Origin of the sequence: Caulifigura coniformis (genome assembly GCF_007745175.1) — a bacterium.
GTDB lineage: Bacteria > Planctomycetota > Planctomycetia > Planctomycetales > Planctomycetaceae > Caulifigura > Caulifigura coniformis.
The window spans coordinates 2,714,565-2,731,335 of sequence record NZ_CP036271.1; the positions used below are offsets into that span (position 1 = coordinate 2,714,565).

The 16,771-nt window shown below is 62.5% G+C and carries 9 protein-coding genes; 5 read left to right on the forward strand and 4 right to left on the reverse strand.

Translation table 11 applies throughout. The annotated features are described in order from the left end of the window. The first annotated feature begins 50 nt into the window (after positions 1-50). Both Pan44_RS10740 and Pan44_RS10745 read left to right on the forward strand, forming a co-directional pair. A complete protein-coding gene (locus Pan44_RS10740; RefSeq protein ID WP_197454008.1) occupies positions 51-674 on the forward strand; it encodes a YceI family protein in 624 nt (207 codons plus the stop codon). 115 nt (positions 675-789) lie between these two features. Continuing rightward, positions 790-1,701, forward strand: a complete 912-nt coding sequence (locus Pan44_RS10745; RefSeq protein WP_145029995.1) for a hypothetical protein — start codon at positions 790-792, stop codon at positions 1,699-1,701. A gap of 142 nt (positions 1,702-1,843) precedes the next feature. On the opposite strand, the gene Pan44_RS10750 is transcribed toward Pan44_RS10745, so the two are convergent. Beyond that, entirely contained in the window at positions 1,844-10,234 is an 8,391-nt protein-coding gene (locus Pan44_RS10750; protein ID WP_145029997.1) for an ELWxxDGT repeat protein, read from the reverse strand. A 433-nt stretch (positions 10,235-10,667) separates the two neighbouring features. On the opposite strand from Pan44_RS10750, the gene Pan44_RS10755 reads away from it, so the two are divergent. Beyond that, entirely contained in the window at positions 10,668-11,828 is a 1,161-nt protein-coding gene (locus Pan44_RS10755; protein ID WP_145029999.1) for a TIGR03032 family protein, read from the forward strand. Between the two features lie 24 nt (positions 11,829-11,852). On the opposite strand, the gene Pan44_RS10760 is transcribed toward Pan44_RS10755, so the two are convergent. Together Pan44_RS10760 and Pan44_RS10765 are read right to left on the reverse strand one after the other, a co-directional pair. After that, positions 11,853-12,218: a hypothetical protein gene (locus Pan44_RS10760; RefSeq protein ID WP_145030001.1), complete on the reverse strand. Its 366-nt coding sequence runs from the start codon at positions 12,216-12,218 to the stop codon at positions 11,853-11,855. Then, positions 12,215-12,595: a hypothetical protein gene (locus tag Pan44_RS10765; protein WP_145030002.1), complete on the reverse strand. Its 381-nt coding sequence runs from the start codon at positions 12,593-12,595 to the stop codon at positions 12,215-12,217. The genes Pan44_RS10760 and Pan44_RS10765 overlap by 4 nt, the downstream gene beginning before the upstream one ends. Positions 12,596-12,712: 117 nt before the next feature. Between Pan44_RS10765 and ilvD the strand changes: the two genes are divergently transcribed. Further along, positions 12,713-14,389, forward strand: a complete 1,677-nt coding sequence (gene ilvD / locus Pan44_RS10770) for a dihydroxy-acid dehydratase (protein ID WP_145030004.1) — start codon at positions 12,713-12,715, stop codon at positions 14,387-14,389. Between the two features lie 62 nt (positions 14,390-14,451). On the opposite strand, the gene Pan44_RS10775 is transcribed toward ilvD, so the two are convergent. Further along, positions 14,452-15,357, reverse strand: a complete 906-nt coding sequence (locus Pan44_RS10775; protein ID WP_145030006.1) for a sugar phosphate isomerase/epimerase family protein — start codon at positions 15,355-15,357, stop codon at positions 14,452-14,454. Between the two features lie 258 nt (positions 15,358-15,615). Here Pan44_RS10775 and Pan44_RS10780 point away from each other — a divergent pair, with 258 nt between their 5' ends. Then, entirely contained in the window at positions 15,616-16,512 is an 897-nt protein-coding gene (locus Pan44_RS10780) for an HDOD domain-containing protein (RefSeq protein ID WP_145030008.1), read from the forward strand. Positions 16,513-16,771: the final 259 nt, after the last annotated feature.

Consider the following 16,771-nt stretch of genomic DNA (forward strand, 5'->3'; position numbering starts at 1 on the left):
GTGCGGCGGAACTCCCGCCGACGATGCCTCAACAATTGATGGAGCCGTGTATGAAGAAAATCCTTCTGCGCACCGTCGTCGCCCTGGGCCTTGGATCATCCGTCCTTCCCGTTTCGTCCGTCGATGCGGCCGAGACGGCGGCGACACCTGTCGCCGTGAAGTCGGGAAAGGCCGCGATTGCTCCCGAAAACACCCGGTTGCAGTTCGTGTGTGCCCACCGCCGCGAGAAGCCCGACCCGCGCACCGGAACCTTCAACAAGTTCTCGGGCGAAGCGGCGGTCGATCCGGAGACGAAGTCGCTCAAATCGCTCACGCTCGAGATCGATACGAACTCGATCTCCACTGAGTTCGGCAAGTTGACCGCTCACCTCAAGGGGCCCGACTTCTTCGACACCCGCGAGCATCCGAAGGCCAGCTTCAAAAGCACGAAGATCACTGCGGGGACAAAGCCGGGCGAATACAACATCACCGGAGACCTGACGCTCCACGGCGTGACCAAACCGATCAAGGCGCCGGCCACGGTGGCCCTCACCGACAAGGGCCTCGCCCTGACGTCGAGCTTCGCCATCGATCGCTCGGAATTCGGCATGAACTTCGGCGCCGAGCAGATCGAGAACACGGTCTCCATGACGTTCGTCATCGGAGAAAAGAACAAGACGCTGGCCGAGAATTGAGTTCACCGGCGCCGGCTCTCTGCGGCCGAATGTTTGCTTCGAGTGCAATGCGGGCCTCCTCGCGGAGGCCCGCCATCTTTTCAGTGGAGTCGGGCGTTCTTCCTGAAACGTCGACTTGGAACAGGTCCTCCCGGTCCCTGCCGTGTTCAGTTCAGAGTTTCTCCTGAAGGGAGTCGCCGCACCGTTTCTGACGGCGTTTGCGACGATCCTCCTGTCATCCCGGCTCTTCTCGGGCCGCCGTGGCATGGCCGCGGCGGGCTTTGCGATTGCCCAGGCCCTCGGCGCCGGGTGGCTGCTGTGGGGCCAGGATGTCTGGCTCCCCTCTCGGAACCTGCATTGGGTTCCGTGGTGCGCCGTCGGTGGGGCCCTGTTGGGGCCGGTGCTGGTGGCCGGCGGGCTCGCCCGGTTCGAGCGCTGGCTCCTGGCGGCGTTCGCAGCGCTGGCCACAGCGGCGCTCCTGGTTCCGACGTGGCCCGACCTCTGGCCATCGCGAACCGTCTCGATGATGTCATTCACGGCCGCGCTCACCGTTCTGGCCCGCGGGGTCGACGGAGTCGGTCGTCGGAATCCGCCCCGGCTGGTTTCCCTTTCCATGGCGGCGACGGCGCTCGTGGCGGCAATGCTGATCGCCGCCTGCGTCAGCCTCAAACTGGGTGAGTCGGCCCTCGTGACGGCCGCGGCGCTGGCGGGATCGGCCGCTGCTGTGCTGATCCGGCCGGATGAAACCGCGGTCCGCGGGCTGGCGCTCCCGTACGCGCTCGCTGTCGGAGGCTGGTGCTATGTCTGCGCGATCGAACTGCCCTCGCCGACTCCGCCGCTCGTGGCGCTTTTGTTCGTACCGCTGGCGCCGCTCATGCTCGCGCTCGTTGCGGCGGGACCTCTCGCAAACAGAAGCCTGACGACGCGCTGGATTGCCGGGCTGCTTCTCGTCGCGGGATACCTGGTCGGCGTGGGAGCCTGGGCCTGGACGAGCACGGAAACGTCGGACGACGAGTACGGATACTCGATGTCGTATAACGCCGACTGACCCTCGCGGAATTCTGGTTCCCCCTGGGATGGCGCATTGAGTGCCCTATAAATTGAGTGCCCTATAACAAGAAACGCGGCCCTCACGGGCCGCGCTGGTTCGACGGATTCAATCTGCCGCGGCCTGCCCGCGACCAGTTCCATCAGCGGGTCAGGCTGATCGAGAACGTCTTCTCGTAGCTCATCCCGAACTGATCCGTCACGCGAACGCGGATGGAAGCACGTGAGGAGGTCCCGAGCGGGGCATTCACCCGGAGCTGGTTTCCGGCGATTGCGAACTTCGCGTTGTCGGTCGATCCGCTGCCAGCCACGAGCGAGTAGGTGAACGTGGAACCCGGATCGGGATCGATGCCCGACAGCTGGCCAACCGTCGTTCCGACGGGGCTCGTCCGTTTCACGCTGCTCTTGGAGAGCGAGATGCCCGTTGGACCCTCATTGACGTTCGTGACGCCGATCGTGAACACCTGGGTGACGCTCAGTCCGTTGGCCGAGGTCATCCGCACGCGGATCGAGTAGGTCGACTTCGCTTCGAAGTTGAACGTCGACTTCGTCCGCAGGAGGTTTCCGACAATCTGGAAGCTCGAGTTGTTCGTCGCCCCGGTTCCCGAAACGAGCGTGTAGGTCGGCGACGAGGGGCTGGCATTCTGCACGCCGAAGAGGCCAACGGGCGCTCCGGCGGGCAGGTTCTCCGGGACGGTGGTGTTGTCCAGCGTGATCACCGGATCTTCGTAGACGTCGTTCACGGTGATCGTGAACGATTTCGTCTTGAACGAGCCGTCGAGCGACGTGGCCTTCACGACGATCAGGTTCGACGGTCCGGTCTCGAAGTCGATCCGTGTGCCGTCATCAACCGTCACCACGCCCGTCAACGGGTCGATCTTGTACCGCCCGCCGGACGTATCCTGCAGGCTGTAGGTGATCGGGCCAAGGGCGCCCACGTCCGGATCGCTCGCGAACGCCGTGATGCCCACGATTGTTCCCGTGGGGGCCTTTTCATTCACGTTGTTGACCGCGGCGTTGGTGTCGATGATGTCCGACACCTGGTTGTCGTTCACTTCCACCACGTCGATCGTGAAGGTCCGCTCGGTGGAGGAGCCATCCTGGCTGGTGGCCTTCACGGTGAAGTTGAACGAGGCCGCGACCTCGCGATCGAACAGCACCGAGTTGGCGATGGTCACCACGCCCGTGATCGGGTTGACCGCGAAACGCCCGCCGCTGTTATCCGTCAGCGAGTACGTGACCTGGTTGTTCGTCGCATCCGGATCGACCGCCCGGGCAGTCACCCCGACAAGCGTCCCGACCGGGGAATGCTCGAGGACCGACTGCTGTCCCGAACCGGCATTCGTGATCGGACCGACGGGGAACTCGTTCAAATCAGCCAGGTTGATCGTGAAGTTCTGCTGCGATGTCGAACCGTCCGAGCTTCGGGCGAGGACCGTGATGATATGCCACGCGGCGGCTTCGCGGTCGAGCAGGGCTCCATTGAGAACCGTCACCACGCCGGTGACCGGATGGATCGTGAACCGGCCACCCGCGTTGTTGAGCAGCGAGTACGTCGTGGTCGCAGTCGCGTCCTTGTCGACGGCCAGGGCGGTCACGCCGACGGTCGTTCCGGTGGGGGCGTTCTCGATGACCGAATTCGGCGCCGAGTCAACGTCGAACACCGGTCCGATCGCGAATTCATTCTCGTCGGCCAGAACGATGGGGAAGTCCTGGTAGCTCTTCGAACCGTCCTGGCTCGTGGCCTGGACGAGCACGTGCCAGGCGGCGGCCAATTCCCGGTCGAGCAGGGCCGAGTTCGCCACCGTGATCACGCCCGTGGTCGGATTGATCGCGAACCGGCCTCCGGCGTTGCTGTACAGCGAGTAGGTCACGCCGTTGTTGGTCGCATCGGAATCATAAGCGAAGGCGGTGATTCCCACGGCCGTCCCGTTGGGAGCGTTCTCGCTGACGACGTTCGGCGCGGAGTTCAAGTCGAAGATCTGGCTGACGCCGAACTCGTTCTCATCAAGAACATTGATGATGAAGTTCGTATAGGTCGTCGAGCCGTCCTGGCTGGTTGCCTGGGCGTAGATGTGGAACGCCGAGGCGACTTCGCGGTTGATCAGCGCTCCGTTCAGCACGGAGATCACGCCGGTCACCGGATCGATCTGGAACCGGCCGCCCGCATCGCTGTACAGCGAGTAGGTGACCACGTTGTTGCTGCCATCCTGGTCGACCGCCCGGGCGGTGATTCCGACCGGCGTGCCTGTCGGGGCATTCTCCATGACGGCGTTGACCGTCGGGTCGACGTCGATCATCGAGGAAATACTGAACTCATTCTCGTCAAGAACCTGGATCACGAAGTCCCTGGACTCGCTCGTGCCGTCGCTGCTCGACGCCAGGACGGTGATCGTCCACAGGTGGCTGGGATTTGCGGGATCTTCGTAGTTCAGTCCCGCGCCGTTGAGGACCTGCACGACGCCCACGCGACGTCCCAGGCCGTCGACCGTATTGACGATCTCGAATCGGCCGCCCGCGTTGTTCGTCAGCGTGTATGTGACCGGATTCAGCTGCGTATCGGGATCGATGGCGAGGGCCACGATGCCAACCGTCGTTCCGTTCGCCGCATTTTCAAGAACCGAGCCGTTGATCGCGGGAGTCCCCGGCACGTCGGACGACGGATCAGAGTCGCTGAGCGGCCCGATCGGAGACTCGTTGAGGTCATTCAGGATCAGCGTGAACCGGCGCGTGACCGGGGATGACCCTGCCACCGACGGATCCTGCATCTGGATGTCGACCTGGTACTGGCCCTTCGCCTCGAAATCCAGCACCGCGCCGGCCTTGAGGAAGACCTGATAATTCAAGCCATTCCGCTTGTCGACAACGAATGAATCGGCGTCGAGCTGGCCAGGTACGATCGAGAACACGTTGTTCGCGGTAATCGCGTCGTCGTTCACAGGGAGCAGCGTGGCGAGTGCGATATCAACCGTCGTCGGCGGCGGGGCGGTCGGGGCGACCGACGGAATTTCGTCGAGCCGCGCGGTGTCATTGACGAGATCGAGGCCCGTGACCGGATCGGTGAACTTCAGATCGATGTTCTGATCGTCCGGTGTTTCACCGAATTCGTTGACATCCGAGACATTGACCGTGAAGGATCGCTCGTAGAACTGGCCGCGCTGGTCGGTCGTGCGGACTCGCACCGTGTACTGGTTCTTCAGCTCGAAATCGAGGTTCCCCTTGATCTGCAGCGAGGTGCCGACGATCTGGAACAGGTTGTTGTCGGTGTCGCCGACGCCCTCGACGAACTGGTACTGGAACGAATCGCCAAAGTCGGGATCCGTCGTGACCAGCGAGCCCACAACGGTACCCTGGGGCCGGTTCTCCGCAACTGCATTCGACGACAGGTTGAGCGCCACCGGTGTGTGGTTGATGCTCAGCGTATAAAGCTCGGTCTTGCCGAGGTCGTTGGCCGCGGTGAAGATCAGGCGGTTAAGTGTCTTATTATTCGTCGTCAGGAGCGTGAAGTTGTCCGGATTCCTGATCCCGTTGACCAGAGCCGGATTGCTTGTGAACAGATCGGCATCATCCACCATCTTTCGGGTGAGCGTGTTGCCGGTGATCTGGTCGAGACCGACCGACTGCCACAGCGTGTCGCCGCTCAGGCCGTCGTCGGCCGAGAAGTAGACCGTGCCGTCGATCGTGGTGAGGTTCTTCGGATTCGACGACCGCGACCCGGGAGCCATATCCTTGACGAGCTGAATCCGGTTCGAGTTCAGCGTGTAAGACTGGCCATTGAAGCTGAACGTCTGCGAGTCGTTGGCATCGACGTCGCCGTCGTTGTCCAGGTCGAACGACGGCGTGACCTGGAACAGCTCGCGCCCGTGCTGCGTGGTCGTCGCCGCGAACATCAGCGTTGCGGTGCCGGTGTTGTCGCCGGAATTCGGCTTTGCGGGATTCTCCTGGTTCGGTGAGTTGACGCCGGCGTTGGCGACGCCGAATTCATCGGGCCGCGTGTTGCCGACAGCGAATCCGTCGTAGGTGTACACGGTGCGGGTCGTCGACACGCCGTTGAGGTCGGTATCGATCACGGTGGAGATCGAGACGCCCGGATTGGAGCCCGCAGCCCCCGCCTCGAGGTCCGAGACGAGCACCGTGCCTGCGGCCGTGCCATCGGTCTTCCAGAGTTCGAATCCGTGTGTGCCGTCGTTGGCGGCGAAGTACATCGTTCCGTTGACGTCCGTGAAGTTGCCGGGACGCGAGCCGGCGGCGCCGGGATTGATGTCCGCGAGCTGGGTCGCCGATCCGTTGAGGGAATGAGCGGTCGAATACAACTCAAAGTTCGTGTTGTTCCCCGGCTCGCGGGCCGAGAAGTAGACCCGGCCATTTGAGAACCCGAAGATTTTTCCGTCGCCAGCCGACTCGTCGACGATCGCTGTGCTCAGCTGGGTCACGGTGGTGCCGTCGGTGACCCAGGCGGTGCGAGCGTTCTCAGCCCCGGCCGTGAAGTAGATCAAGCCGCCCGTTCCCTGGCCGCCGCCGAGCGACTGCAGGTACCGGGGATTCACGGTCGCGCTTGAAACCTGGACAACCGGGAACGTGGAGGGAGCCTGGTTGGTGGTCGTGACCCTGTACAGGGCGCCATTCGACGAACCGGACGACGCTGCAAACAGAACAAAGGTCGATTCGCCGTCGGCGTTGTTGCCGATGCTGGTCAGATATCCCGGATTGGAGTTGCCCTGCGCGGTGTTCGAGGCGACGCGAAGGTCGGTCAGTCGGGTAACCCCACCTAACCACAGGACGTAAAGTTCCTGCCCGTAGTTGAACGGATTCTGTCCTCCCGTGTTGTCCGAGTTGAAGCCGGAGTAGAAGAGGAACTGCGAGCCGAGGTAACCCCCGAAGTTCGCCGTTGCAGTCTTCCCGGACTTATAGATCCCATAGGGATCTTGCGGATGCCCGTACTCTCCGAAATGCTCGTACTGCGTGGGAACCGATTCGATCTGCGTATCCACTGCGCTGTAGTCGTCGAAGAAGACGAGGTCGCCAGGCACGTGACCCCAGTTGCGATACGTGTCGATCGTAGTCAGGCTGATATCTGAAGGATTGCTACTGATTGCCGAGAGCACGCTGCGTTGTGGTCCGACGTCGCTGAAGAAGTACACCGTCGGCTCAGAGAACCCTCCGAATGTGTCCACATCCAGGATGATGAAGTCCCGCGCGCTCGAGTCGCCTGTCGTCGGACGGATGATGTCGGGACGGCTGGTCGCGGGCGTCAAGCCGCTGCTACCGCTCGGAACCGAACTGAGGACCTCGCCAAGCGTCAGATCGTTCGCGCCAAACCACACCAGCCCGTTGCCGACCCCGATCTCCGAGTGACGCGGGAAGTCGGGCGAGAGGCTGAGTGAATCTGTGTTGCCGGCCCGGATATCGGTGACCTGGCTGGCTGGGCCTCCGTCGAGACTCGTCCAGAGTTCCTGTCCACCGGCGGCGGAACGCGCGCTGAAGTAGAGACGAGTCCCCGAGAGCACCAGCGAATGGATGTTGTTCAGCGAGGTGGCTTCGAGAGAGACCGGCGCGGAGGGAACCCCCGCGGTCACCGACGAGGTGTGGATGTCGCTACCGAAATCGACGAAGTACAGTCGATTGCCGACTGCCGTGAGTTCGGTCAGGTTGAAGAAGCTGCCGACGAGGACCGTGTTGGCCGGGTTGATGCCGTCACTGAAGTACAGTTGGGAGCCGTTGGCGACGAAGTACACTCCGCCGGTGACCACGGTAATCTGGGAAATGTTGCCGACGCCGGGTGCGATCGCAAAGGTCGCCGCATCGGTCGCTGCCTGGTCGACGCCATTTGCGCCGAGAACGATTGTCGAACGATACAGCGTCGTCCCGGCCGCAAAGTACACGACGCCCGGAGTGCTGGCGGCAGCGTAAGGGAAATCCGGGCCTTGCGGGCCCGTCGGATTTGCCGCGCCGGCCGCAGCACCCGACACCACAAATCGGGTGCCGTTGTTGTCGGTCGTGCCATTACTAATCCAGAGCCCGTCTCTGCTGCCGTTGTTCGCGTTGCCGTAGTCGTTGGCGTCGAACCAGACCGAATTGCCGCCCGCTGGAACGATGAAACTGATGTCGGCGCTGCGGTTGAAGTTCTGGACGGTCGGAGCAATTTCGATGACCTGCTCCGCCGCAGCAGAACCGGTTGTCCCGCTCCACAGTTCGCCGTTCGCCGACCGATTGTTCCCGGAGAACGTGTAATTGACTCCGTAGTAGAAGTAGCGGGTTCCGGAAACCGTCAACAAGTCGATGGAGACGTCGGCCGTGGCGACGGCTTCGGTGCCCTCGTAGGTCCCGTTCGTCCGCCAAACCTCTTTTCCGTTCGCGATAAACAGGATGGAATTGTTGCCGAAGACGAAAGGATTGGGGCGCTGCGTGGTTCCGATGCTGTCGAATCGCAGGCCGCTGTCCGTGATCTGTCCCGTCTGACCATCGTAGTAGGCCATCCCGATGTTCCTCTCCTGCAGCCGGGTATCGGTGAAGAAGAAGAACGTCCGTGTCCGCGTGACGGTAAATCCTGTGGCCGGGTCCGTGACGGAGACATTCGTCGTCGTAAACCCGAACGGGTTGGTCGACGTGAGCGTCTGGACGGTCATGTCCTTGACAAGACTCGCGGTCTGCGTCGCCGTGTCGAACCGCCAGGGCTCGAAGTTCGGACTATACTCGCCGAGCGCTCCGACCTTGGAACCGTTCGCGCCGTTATCGGCCGCGAAGTAGATCAATCCGTTCGGCCCAAGGAACAACTGCTGGTTCGAGGCATTCGACCGGAAGCCCGTCGGGCTGGTATCCGAGATCGCTTCGGTCGCCCGGAAAGCATCCGCCATCGACTTCGCGTACGTGAAGTCCTGCTGCGGATCCGGGATATCGAACTGGCTCTGCCAGACATTGAACAACTGGTTGACTTCGCCGCCGGCCTTTTGAATCAGGCCCGTGGCTGAGTTGACACGCCACAGCTCGAAGTTGGTCTGGCCGTTCTGGTCGTAGGTGTCGGTCGCGACGAAGTACAGCGTTCCATTGACATCCAGCAGGCTGCCCGGATAGCTGCCGCCCGTCGAGTCACCCGACGACGTCAGGTTGCGGTTGATCCCCGCAAACGGATGCCCCGGCACTCCGGACGGATCGCTCGCCAGGCGGACGATCTGGGTTCCGCCAGTGGTCCCGTCCGTCTGCCACAGCTCGAAGCCTTCCAGGCCGTCGTTCGCCGAAAAGTAAACCACGCCGTTGACGAGCGTCAGGTTGTGTGGATTCGAGTTCTGCTTGACGTCCAGAACTCCGTTCGGCCCGGTCTGCGCAATGTCCCTGACCAGCACGGTCCCGGCGGCGGTGCCGTCGCTCTTCCACAGTTCCTTGCCGACGATTCCGTCGTCCGCGCTGAAGTACAGAACGCCGTTGACCCACAGCATCGAGCTGGGATTCGAGCCCTGGTTGACGCCGTTGATGACCCCCTGAATGTCCTTGACCAGCCGCGTCCCGGCCACGGTGCCGTCCGAGAACCACAGCTCGTTGCCGACCGCGCCGTCATTGGCGCTGAAGAACACGCTCGTCCCGTTCGCCGGGGTGATGTCCGTGATGTCGCCATCGCCGTTCGGCTTGATGTTGGCCACCATGAACGTGCCGGCCGCCGTGCCGTCGGTCCGCCAGAGCTCGCGCCCGTTGTTTACAATGTCGACGGCGGTGAAATACAGCAGGCCACCGGCATCGACCAGTTGCGATGGCGTCGACGAGCCCGACAGGAAGATCGGGTTGGAATTGATGTCCTTGACGAGCTGCGCGGTGGCGCCGTCAAACGAGTACAGCTCGCGGTTGCCGCCTTGGCCTGACAGGTCGTTGGTGGCGGTGAAGTAAAGTCTGCTTCCAGAGACGGTGAGATGGGCCGGGTCGCTTCCTTCGTTCTTGGCGTTTCCAGTCGTGGTGCCATCCGTCAGCGTCTGCTTGCCATTGATGGCGCTGTTCGCCGTTCCGTTAACATTGTTGGCGTGAATGCCATCGAAGTCGGTGATGCAGGTAAAGTCGGCGAAGCTCGTCGAGGCATTGATCGACGAGGGATCGAGCGACCAAAGTTCCTTGCCAAGCCCCATCGACGGGTTGCCGTCCGTCGCGACGAAGTACAGCTTGCCCTGGAAAACTGTCAACTCGCTGATCTGAGTGTTCGGCGAGAAACGGAAGTTCGTCTGATCCGGCAGGATAGTCGTGACGCCAGTCGTCGCGTCGGTGAACGCCAGAATCGGTTTGTTCGTTACCTGGGAGTTGTAGGTAAAGAAGGTCCGGTTCCCGATCGTTGTGTACTCACGGGCGTTCGACGAATCGTTCTGGTAGTTCGGATCACCGTTCAGGTCGCCAACATTTGTCACGGCCGCGGGAAGAATTCGGGTTTCAAGCGTGACGACCTGCCCCGACAGCGCTCCGTGATTCAGGCCTGCAATCTTCCGACGACGGATACGGCGCAACCGGGGACGAAGACCGAGTGACCGCTGAATCCAACCCGCCATCCGAAAGGGTACCATCGCGCGCTCCGACGTTCTCAAAGACAATGAATTCAATACGACGTTCTGTCCGGACAGCGTTGTTCAAGAACGATCACAGGATCAGATCAATGCCTGCGCCGATCGAATCAGCAGGTCGCCACGACCGGCCATCGATTACGTGCAGAGATCCGGCGAGAGGCCCGCCTCGAGATGTTCAGCCGCCAAGGTCCGCGTTGGCCGATGAACCCTTGAGAGTGACCTCAATTGTGAAATGTTCTAAGACTCCGTGCAACCGACACAGCCGAATTGCCAGGGACCCGCGACACCCGCGACTGGCAACTCGCCCAAATAACACCCCAAGCCATTCAAGAGTTCCGGGATTCTGGCCAGAATCCCGACATGTCACCTCGCCGGACGCGCTCCATGTTCGCCCGGAAATAGCCACCAACAAGCATCCCCTGAGATCATTTGCATGGCGACCGAGGACAGTCCAGATGCTATTTCCCCCTCGGTCCCGAAAATCTCCGGGGACGGTTCTCCAAACGGACTTGTCGAAGTCCGCTACGAGTACACCTCGCTCCTGCCGGAGATCCTGCAGTTTGCAGGGGTCACCGTCCTCGTCTCTACGTACCAGGCGGGCAAGATGCTGGCGCTCGGCTCACATGCCGGGAATGTCACCGTCTCGTCCTGCCATTTTGACCGTGCCATGGGGCTGGCCGTCGATCAAACACGCATCGCCATCGGAACACGACGACAGATTCACTTCCTCAAGTCGGCCCCCGAACTGGGGCCAAGAATGCCGCCGGAAGGAACGCGCGACGGCTGCTGGCTCCCGCGCCAAAGTTTCTATACAGGCAATGTTCAGGGACATGAACTGGCCTGGGGCAACGACGGCCTCTGGGTCGTCAACACCCTGTTCTCCTCCCTCTGCACTCTCCATGAAGACTACAGCTTCGTCCCCCGCTGGCAGCCGCCGTTCATCAAGGAACTGGCGGCGCAGGACCGCTGTCATCTCAATGGGCTGGCCATGGAGAACGGGCGACCGCGATTCGTCACCGTGATGGCCGAGTCCAATGAACCCGTCGGCTGGCGTGAGAATAAGGCCACGACGGGGTGCGTCATTGATGTGGCATCAGGCCAGAGCCTCGCTCGCGGCCTGTCGATGCCGCATTCTCCAAGGCTTTATGGGGGCAGGCTTTGGGTGCTCAACTCTGGCCTCGGCCAGCTTGGGACCGTGGATCCCGCGACGGGCCGGTACGAGTCGGTGGAACGCGTCCCGGGCTACACGCGCGGCCTGGCTTTCGCCGGCCAATTCGCGTTCGTCGGGCTCTCGAAGATTCGTGAGACCTCGGTCTTTGGCGGCGTCCCGATTGCGGAGGATCGGCAGAACCTCAAGTGCGGGGTCGCCGTCATTGATCTGCAGACGGGCCGATCGATCGCGGCGTTCCAGTTCTTCTCGGGTGTCGAAGAGATTTTCGCAATTGATGTGATTCCGCAGAAGAACGCTCACATCCAGGGGCCTTCGAGCGACCAGGATGACGAGGCCCATGATGTGTGGGTGGCTCCGCCACCTGGCAAGCCGGTCGGGCCGGAGCCGGAAGCAGCGATTTATCACAGGCCGTTTCGGACGTAGGGCAGGCAGAGCCTGCCCTACGTGTCAGTCTTCGGTCGGCCCGTATCGCAGCTCGAGCGCCCGCCCGCGCAAGGTCGTCGAAACTCGACACCCATTTCCGTCACGCCGGTAATCGATTAGCTTCAGCAGTTCTGGCAACCCATTGTCGGGATAGGTCAGCGGGAGTTCCCCAAGGTTGGCGGGAAACGCGCCCGTTGCTTCGCGCCCCTGGAGCTGCTGATTGACTTCGTGCCAGAGGGCACTGTGCGCCGAGTCTCGCGCCGCGCGTCGTGCGTTGCAGAAACTGGGAACCGCCAGGACAACGCCCAACACGAGAGCAAACGCAACACAGCCGAGCAGCAACGGATCTCGCTGCGACCGCCCGAGCGGATCCTTTGTCGTGGAGCTCAATTGTCCTTCACCTGCGGTTCCGAAGGACTCTCGGGTTGTCGCGGTCCGTACACCTTTTCAACCTTCTCGCCGAGCAACGTCGTTGAAACCCGGCATCCCGTCCCCTCGCGCCTGTAGTCGATCCGTTTAAGCCGCTCCGCGGACAGCTCGTCCAGTGGTGCGCACAGCTCTTCGAGACTCGCTGGGAACTCCCCCGTTGTTTCGCGAGCTTCAAGTTGCTTGTTGAGGTTCAGCCAGAACACTTTGAAAGCCGCATCACTTGTTGCCGCACTGGTCCGCTGCATCCTGATGACATTCAAACCGGCCAGTACGACGAGAATCGCGGTCAGGATGGCCACCAGGGCCGTCAGTCGAGTCTTCGACTCGGTCTCTTTCATTGGTCCCTCGCCCCGAATCTGCTGAAATAGCGGTCCCATCGACGAACGCCGTGAACTTCGATTCCCCGTTTGGCGTCTTGGGTTGCGTCCTGTTCCGTTTTACGTCCTGCCCCTGCCATGCCGCTCAATAAAATCTCCGCCCACATCACGCAGCCCGCTTCGCAGGGCGCCTCGCAGGCCATGCTCTACGGCACCGGCATGACCGAAGAGGACATGAACAAGGCCCAGGTTGGCATCGGCAGCGTCTGGTACGAGGGCAACACCTGCAACATGCATCTCCTCGACCTCGCCGCCAAGGTGAAGGAAGGGGTGAACGCCGCCGGCCTCTACGGCATGCGGTTCAACACCATCGGCGTCTCCGACGGCATCTCGATGGGCACGGATGGGATGTCGTACTCGCTGCAGTCGCGCGACCTGATCGCCGACAGCGTCGAAACCATCATGGGCGCCCAGTGGTACGACGCCCTCATCGCGCTCCCCGGCTGCGACAAGAACATGCCCGGCTGCCTGATCGCCATGGGCCGGCTCAATCGCCCGGCCATCATGGTCTACGGCGGCACGATCAAGGCCGGCTGTGGGGCCGGCCGCGACAAGCTCGACATCGTCTCCGCCTTCCAGTCCTACGGTGAATACGTCGCCGGCAAGATCACGGATGCCGAACGCCGCGAGATCGTGAAGAACTCCTGTCCAGGCGCCGGAGCCTGCGGCGGCATGTACACGGCCAACACCATGGCCACCGCCATCGAAGCTCTCGGGATGTCGCTCCCCTACAGCGGCTCGATCCCGGCCGTCCATCCTGACAAGCTGAAAGAATGCATGGACGCCGGCAAGGCGATCCGCGTCCTGCTCGAAAAAGACCTCAAACCCCGCGACATCATGACCCGCGAGGCGTTTGAGAATGCGATGGTCGTCACCATGGCGGTCGGCGGCTCGACGAACGCGGTGCTGCACCTCATCGCCATGGCCCGCTCCGTCGGCGTCGACCTCACCATCGACGACTTCCAGAAGGTCAGCGACCGCATTCCTTATCTGACCGACCTCAAGCCCAGCGGCTCGTTCGTCCAGGAAGACCTCCACTCCGTCGGCGGCACGCCGGCCGTCATGAAGGCCCTGCTCGAGAAAGGCCTGCTCAACGGCGACTGCATGACGGTCACCGGCAAGTCGCTCGGCGATAACCTCGAGCCGCTGCCGGGGCTGAAGGCCGGCCAGAAGATCATGCGGCCCGTCGACAACCCGATCAAGAAGTCGGGCCACATCCGCATCCTCCGCGGCAACCTCGCCCCCGAAGGCGCCGTCGCCAAGATCACCGGCAAGGAAGGCCTCGTCTTCACTGGCCCCGCGCTCTGCTACGACAGCGAAGAAGACATGCTCCGCGGCTTCGAGCGGAACGAAATCAAGGGCGGCGAAGTCATCGTGATCCGTTATGAAGGCCCGAAAGGCGGACCCGGCATGCCGGAAATGCTCACGCCCACCTCCGCCATCATGGGAGCCGGTCTCGGCGACAAGGTGGCCCTCATCACCGATGGCCGCTTCTCCGGCGGCAGCCACGGCTTCATCATCGGCCACGTCACCCCCGAAGCCCAGGAAGGCGGCCCGATCGCCCTCGTGAAGAACGGCGACGTGATCACGATCGACGCTGAGAAGAACAGCATGGACGTCGCCGTCTCGGACGACGAGATGAAGAAGCGCCGTGCCGCGTTCAAGGCGCCGCCGTTCAAGGCCACCCGCGGCACGCTCTACAAGTACATCAAGAACGTGAAGAGCGCCAGCGAAGGCTGCGTCACCGACGAATAACGTCGGACCGCGACAGGCGGCGGGGAGAAACGTCTCGAATGAAGTCGCTGGCGGGCGAATGGTCAGCCGGTCAGCGACTTTTCAAACGCCACACGCGCCTTGTTCATCGCCGCCGTCACTTCGCCGGCCGTCGGCAGGATCGGCACGCCCCGCGGAACCGGGTGCATAAAGACTTCAACGTGTCCCCCGTACTGGATGTCGCGAAGTGCTTTGACGACCGGGCCGAAATCGAGCGAGCCATAGCCCGGAAGCTGCTTCATCTCGTCGTCCTTCGGCAGCTTCGTCATGCATCCCATCCCATGCTCCCACGCATAGAAGTGGACGAGCTTCGGGCCCAGGTCGCGAATCAGGCCGGCCAGCGTCTCCGGCTCCTGGGGGAGATGGTAAGGCGCGAGCGCAATGCCCAGACGCGGGGACGACTTCGCAAAGTCCGCCAGGTAGCGGAGAGAGTCCGGGCTTTCGATCAGGGCCTTGCCATGATTCTCGATCGCGATCGTCACCCCGAGCCGCTCGGCCACGGCAAGGTGCGGTTCCATCCGCGTTACGAACTCTCGGACAGCCTCCTTGAGACTTCCCTGCGGAGGCTTGCCGGAACCGGTCACGATCAGCGACCCGCCGAAATCGTGCAGGTACTCCATTTCCTTCTCGAGTCCATACGGCCCGAGGTCGTAACGCGTCGTCATCGCCAGCCGGACGCCGTGTTCCTTCAGCAGGCGACCGAATCCATCCCGTCCGAGCGCATCCGCCTGCTCGCGCTGATCCCCATGAACCTTCGGCCACAGATCGATGCCGTCGGCGTGAATCTTCGCGACTTCCGGAAGGATTTCCGCCAGCCGCATCGTGCCATACATGCATGAGGGGAGCAGGTACCTGAACTGAAACGGACTTCCCTCACCGAGCACGGGAGCCGCAGCGAAGGCGGCCGTCGCCGCGAGAAACTGGCGACGGGTCCACACGTTGTTCGACATCGCACAACCACAGGTTTGAGGCGGAAGACAGGTCGGGCCGTCCATTGTCCGGGGCCCTCGAACGTCGATCGGACTTGATCGTCGCCGTCACGATACTGCAAGCGGGCCAGCGTTCGTCGCCAGAAATCGCGCTTGCGGCCGCGATCCCTGATTTCGTATTGTCCACATTGCATTCGAGGCCGAGTGCAAAGGCTGTGCGAAGTTGATTGATTGGGCGATCCTGCACAGAGCGCCCAGGTCACGTCGCGGAGCGGGCAGATGTCGACCGGTCGGGCCACCGTCGGGTTGGAGATTTCGAATTCGTTGATCGAGCACCTGCGGCGCGGTGTCGGCCGGCTGCAGATGCTTCCTCCATTGGCCAAAGAGGCCATGGAGATTGTCAACACGGACGACTGCGACCTGTTAAAGGTCGCGTCGATCATCCAGCGCGACGTCAAGCTTGCCACCTTCATTCTGCGCGTCGCCAACAGCACCGCATTCTCCCCGCCAAAGCCGATCGCCAGTCTGAATCACGCGGTGCTGTTCATCGGACGCCGGCGCGCACGCGATTTCATTATCACCGCCAGCCTGATGGCGCTGTCGAACACCGTTCCAGCCAGCCTCCACACGCGACAGGCCACGCTCGCCTCCCACGGATTCCTCACTGCCGTCATGGCGACGAAGATCAACCACTTGCTGAAGCTGGGCTTCGACGGCGAGGAGTTCACGGCAGGCCTGATGCACGATTTCGGCCGCACGCTGATGATGATTGCCGATCCGGTGAACACTCCACACATCGACCCCCTCGATTTCAATGAGCCGGTCGGCATCGAGGGCCGCGAGCGCCTGCACCTGGGGGCATCGCACGCCGAAATCGGCGCCTGGTTTGCCGCCACCAACGAACTGCCCGATTCACTCGTGTCGGCCATTCGCTTTCACCACGCTCCAGAGGAAGCCGGAGACGGCCTCATGATGGCCGCGTTGATCAGCGCCGCCGACCATGCCGTGAACGACATGCAGCGTTCCGACGCGCGGGCCGGGTACGATCCGGCGACGAACCGCGGAATTCTGCTGCTCGAACAGTCGGGTGTCCCCGACGCCAGCGGACGGTTCGCCTCCGCGATCGACGTCCTGCGGAAGGACGTCGTCGAAGCGGCCCAGTCGTTCCAGTCATGACCGCAGACCACCACCAACGGTGGATGGCCAGATCCCGTGCCGCCAATGCGACCGGCCCGCCCGAGTGCTCCCGTCGTCGGGGGGAGAGGGGGACGCGGAATTGGTTGACGCCCGCCGTCTCTTGTCGACACTACAGCCGCGGTGCCTGTCAGCAGCGCCCCCTGTCGCTGCCGCAATTCTGCCATACTGTAGAGTCACTGTCCGATTGTGGACCGGCCCGGACCGATGACAGCTGCGTTGATATTCCACATTTTCCTCC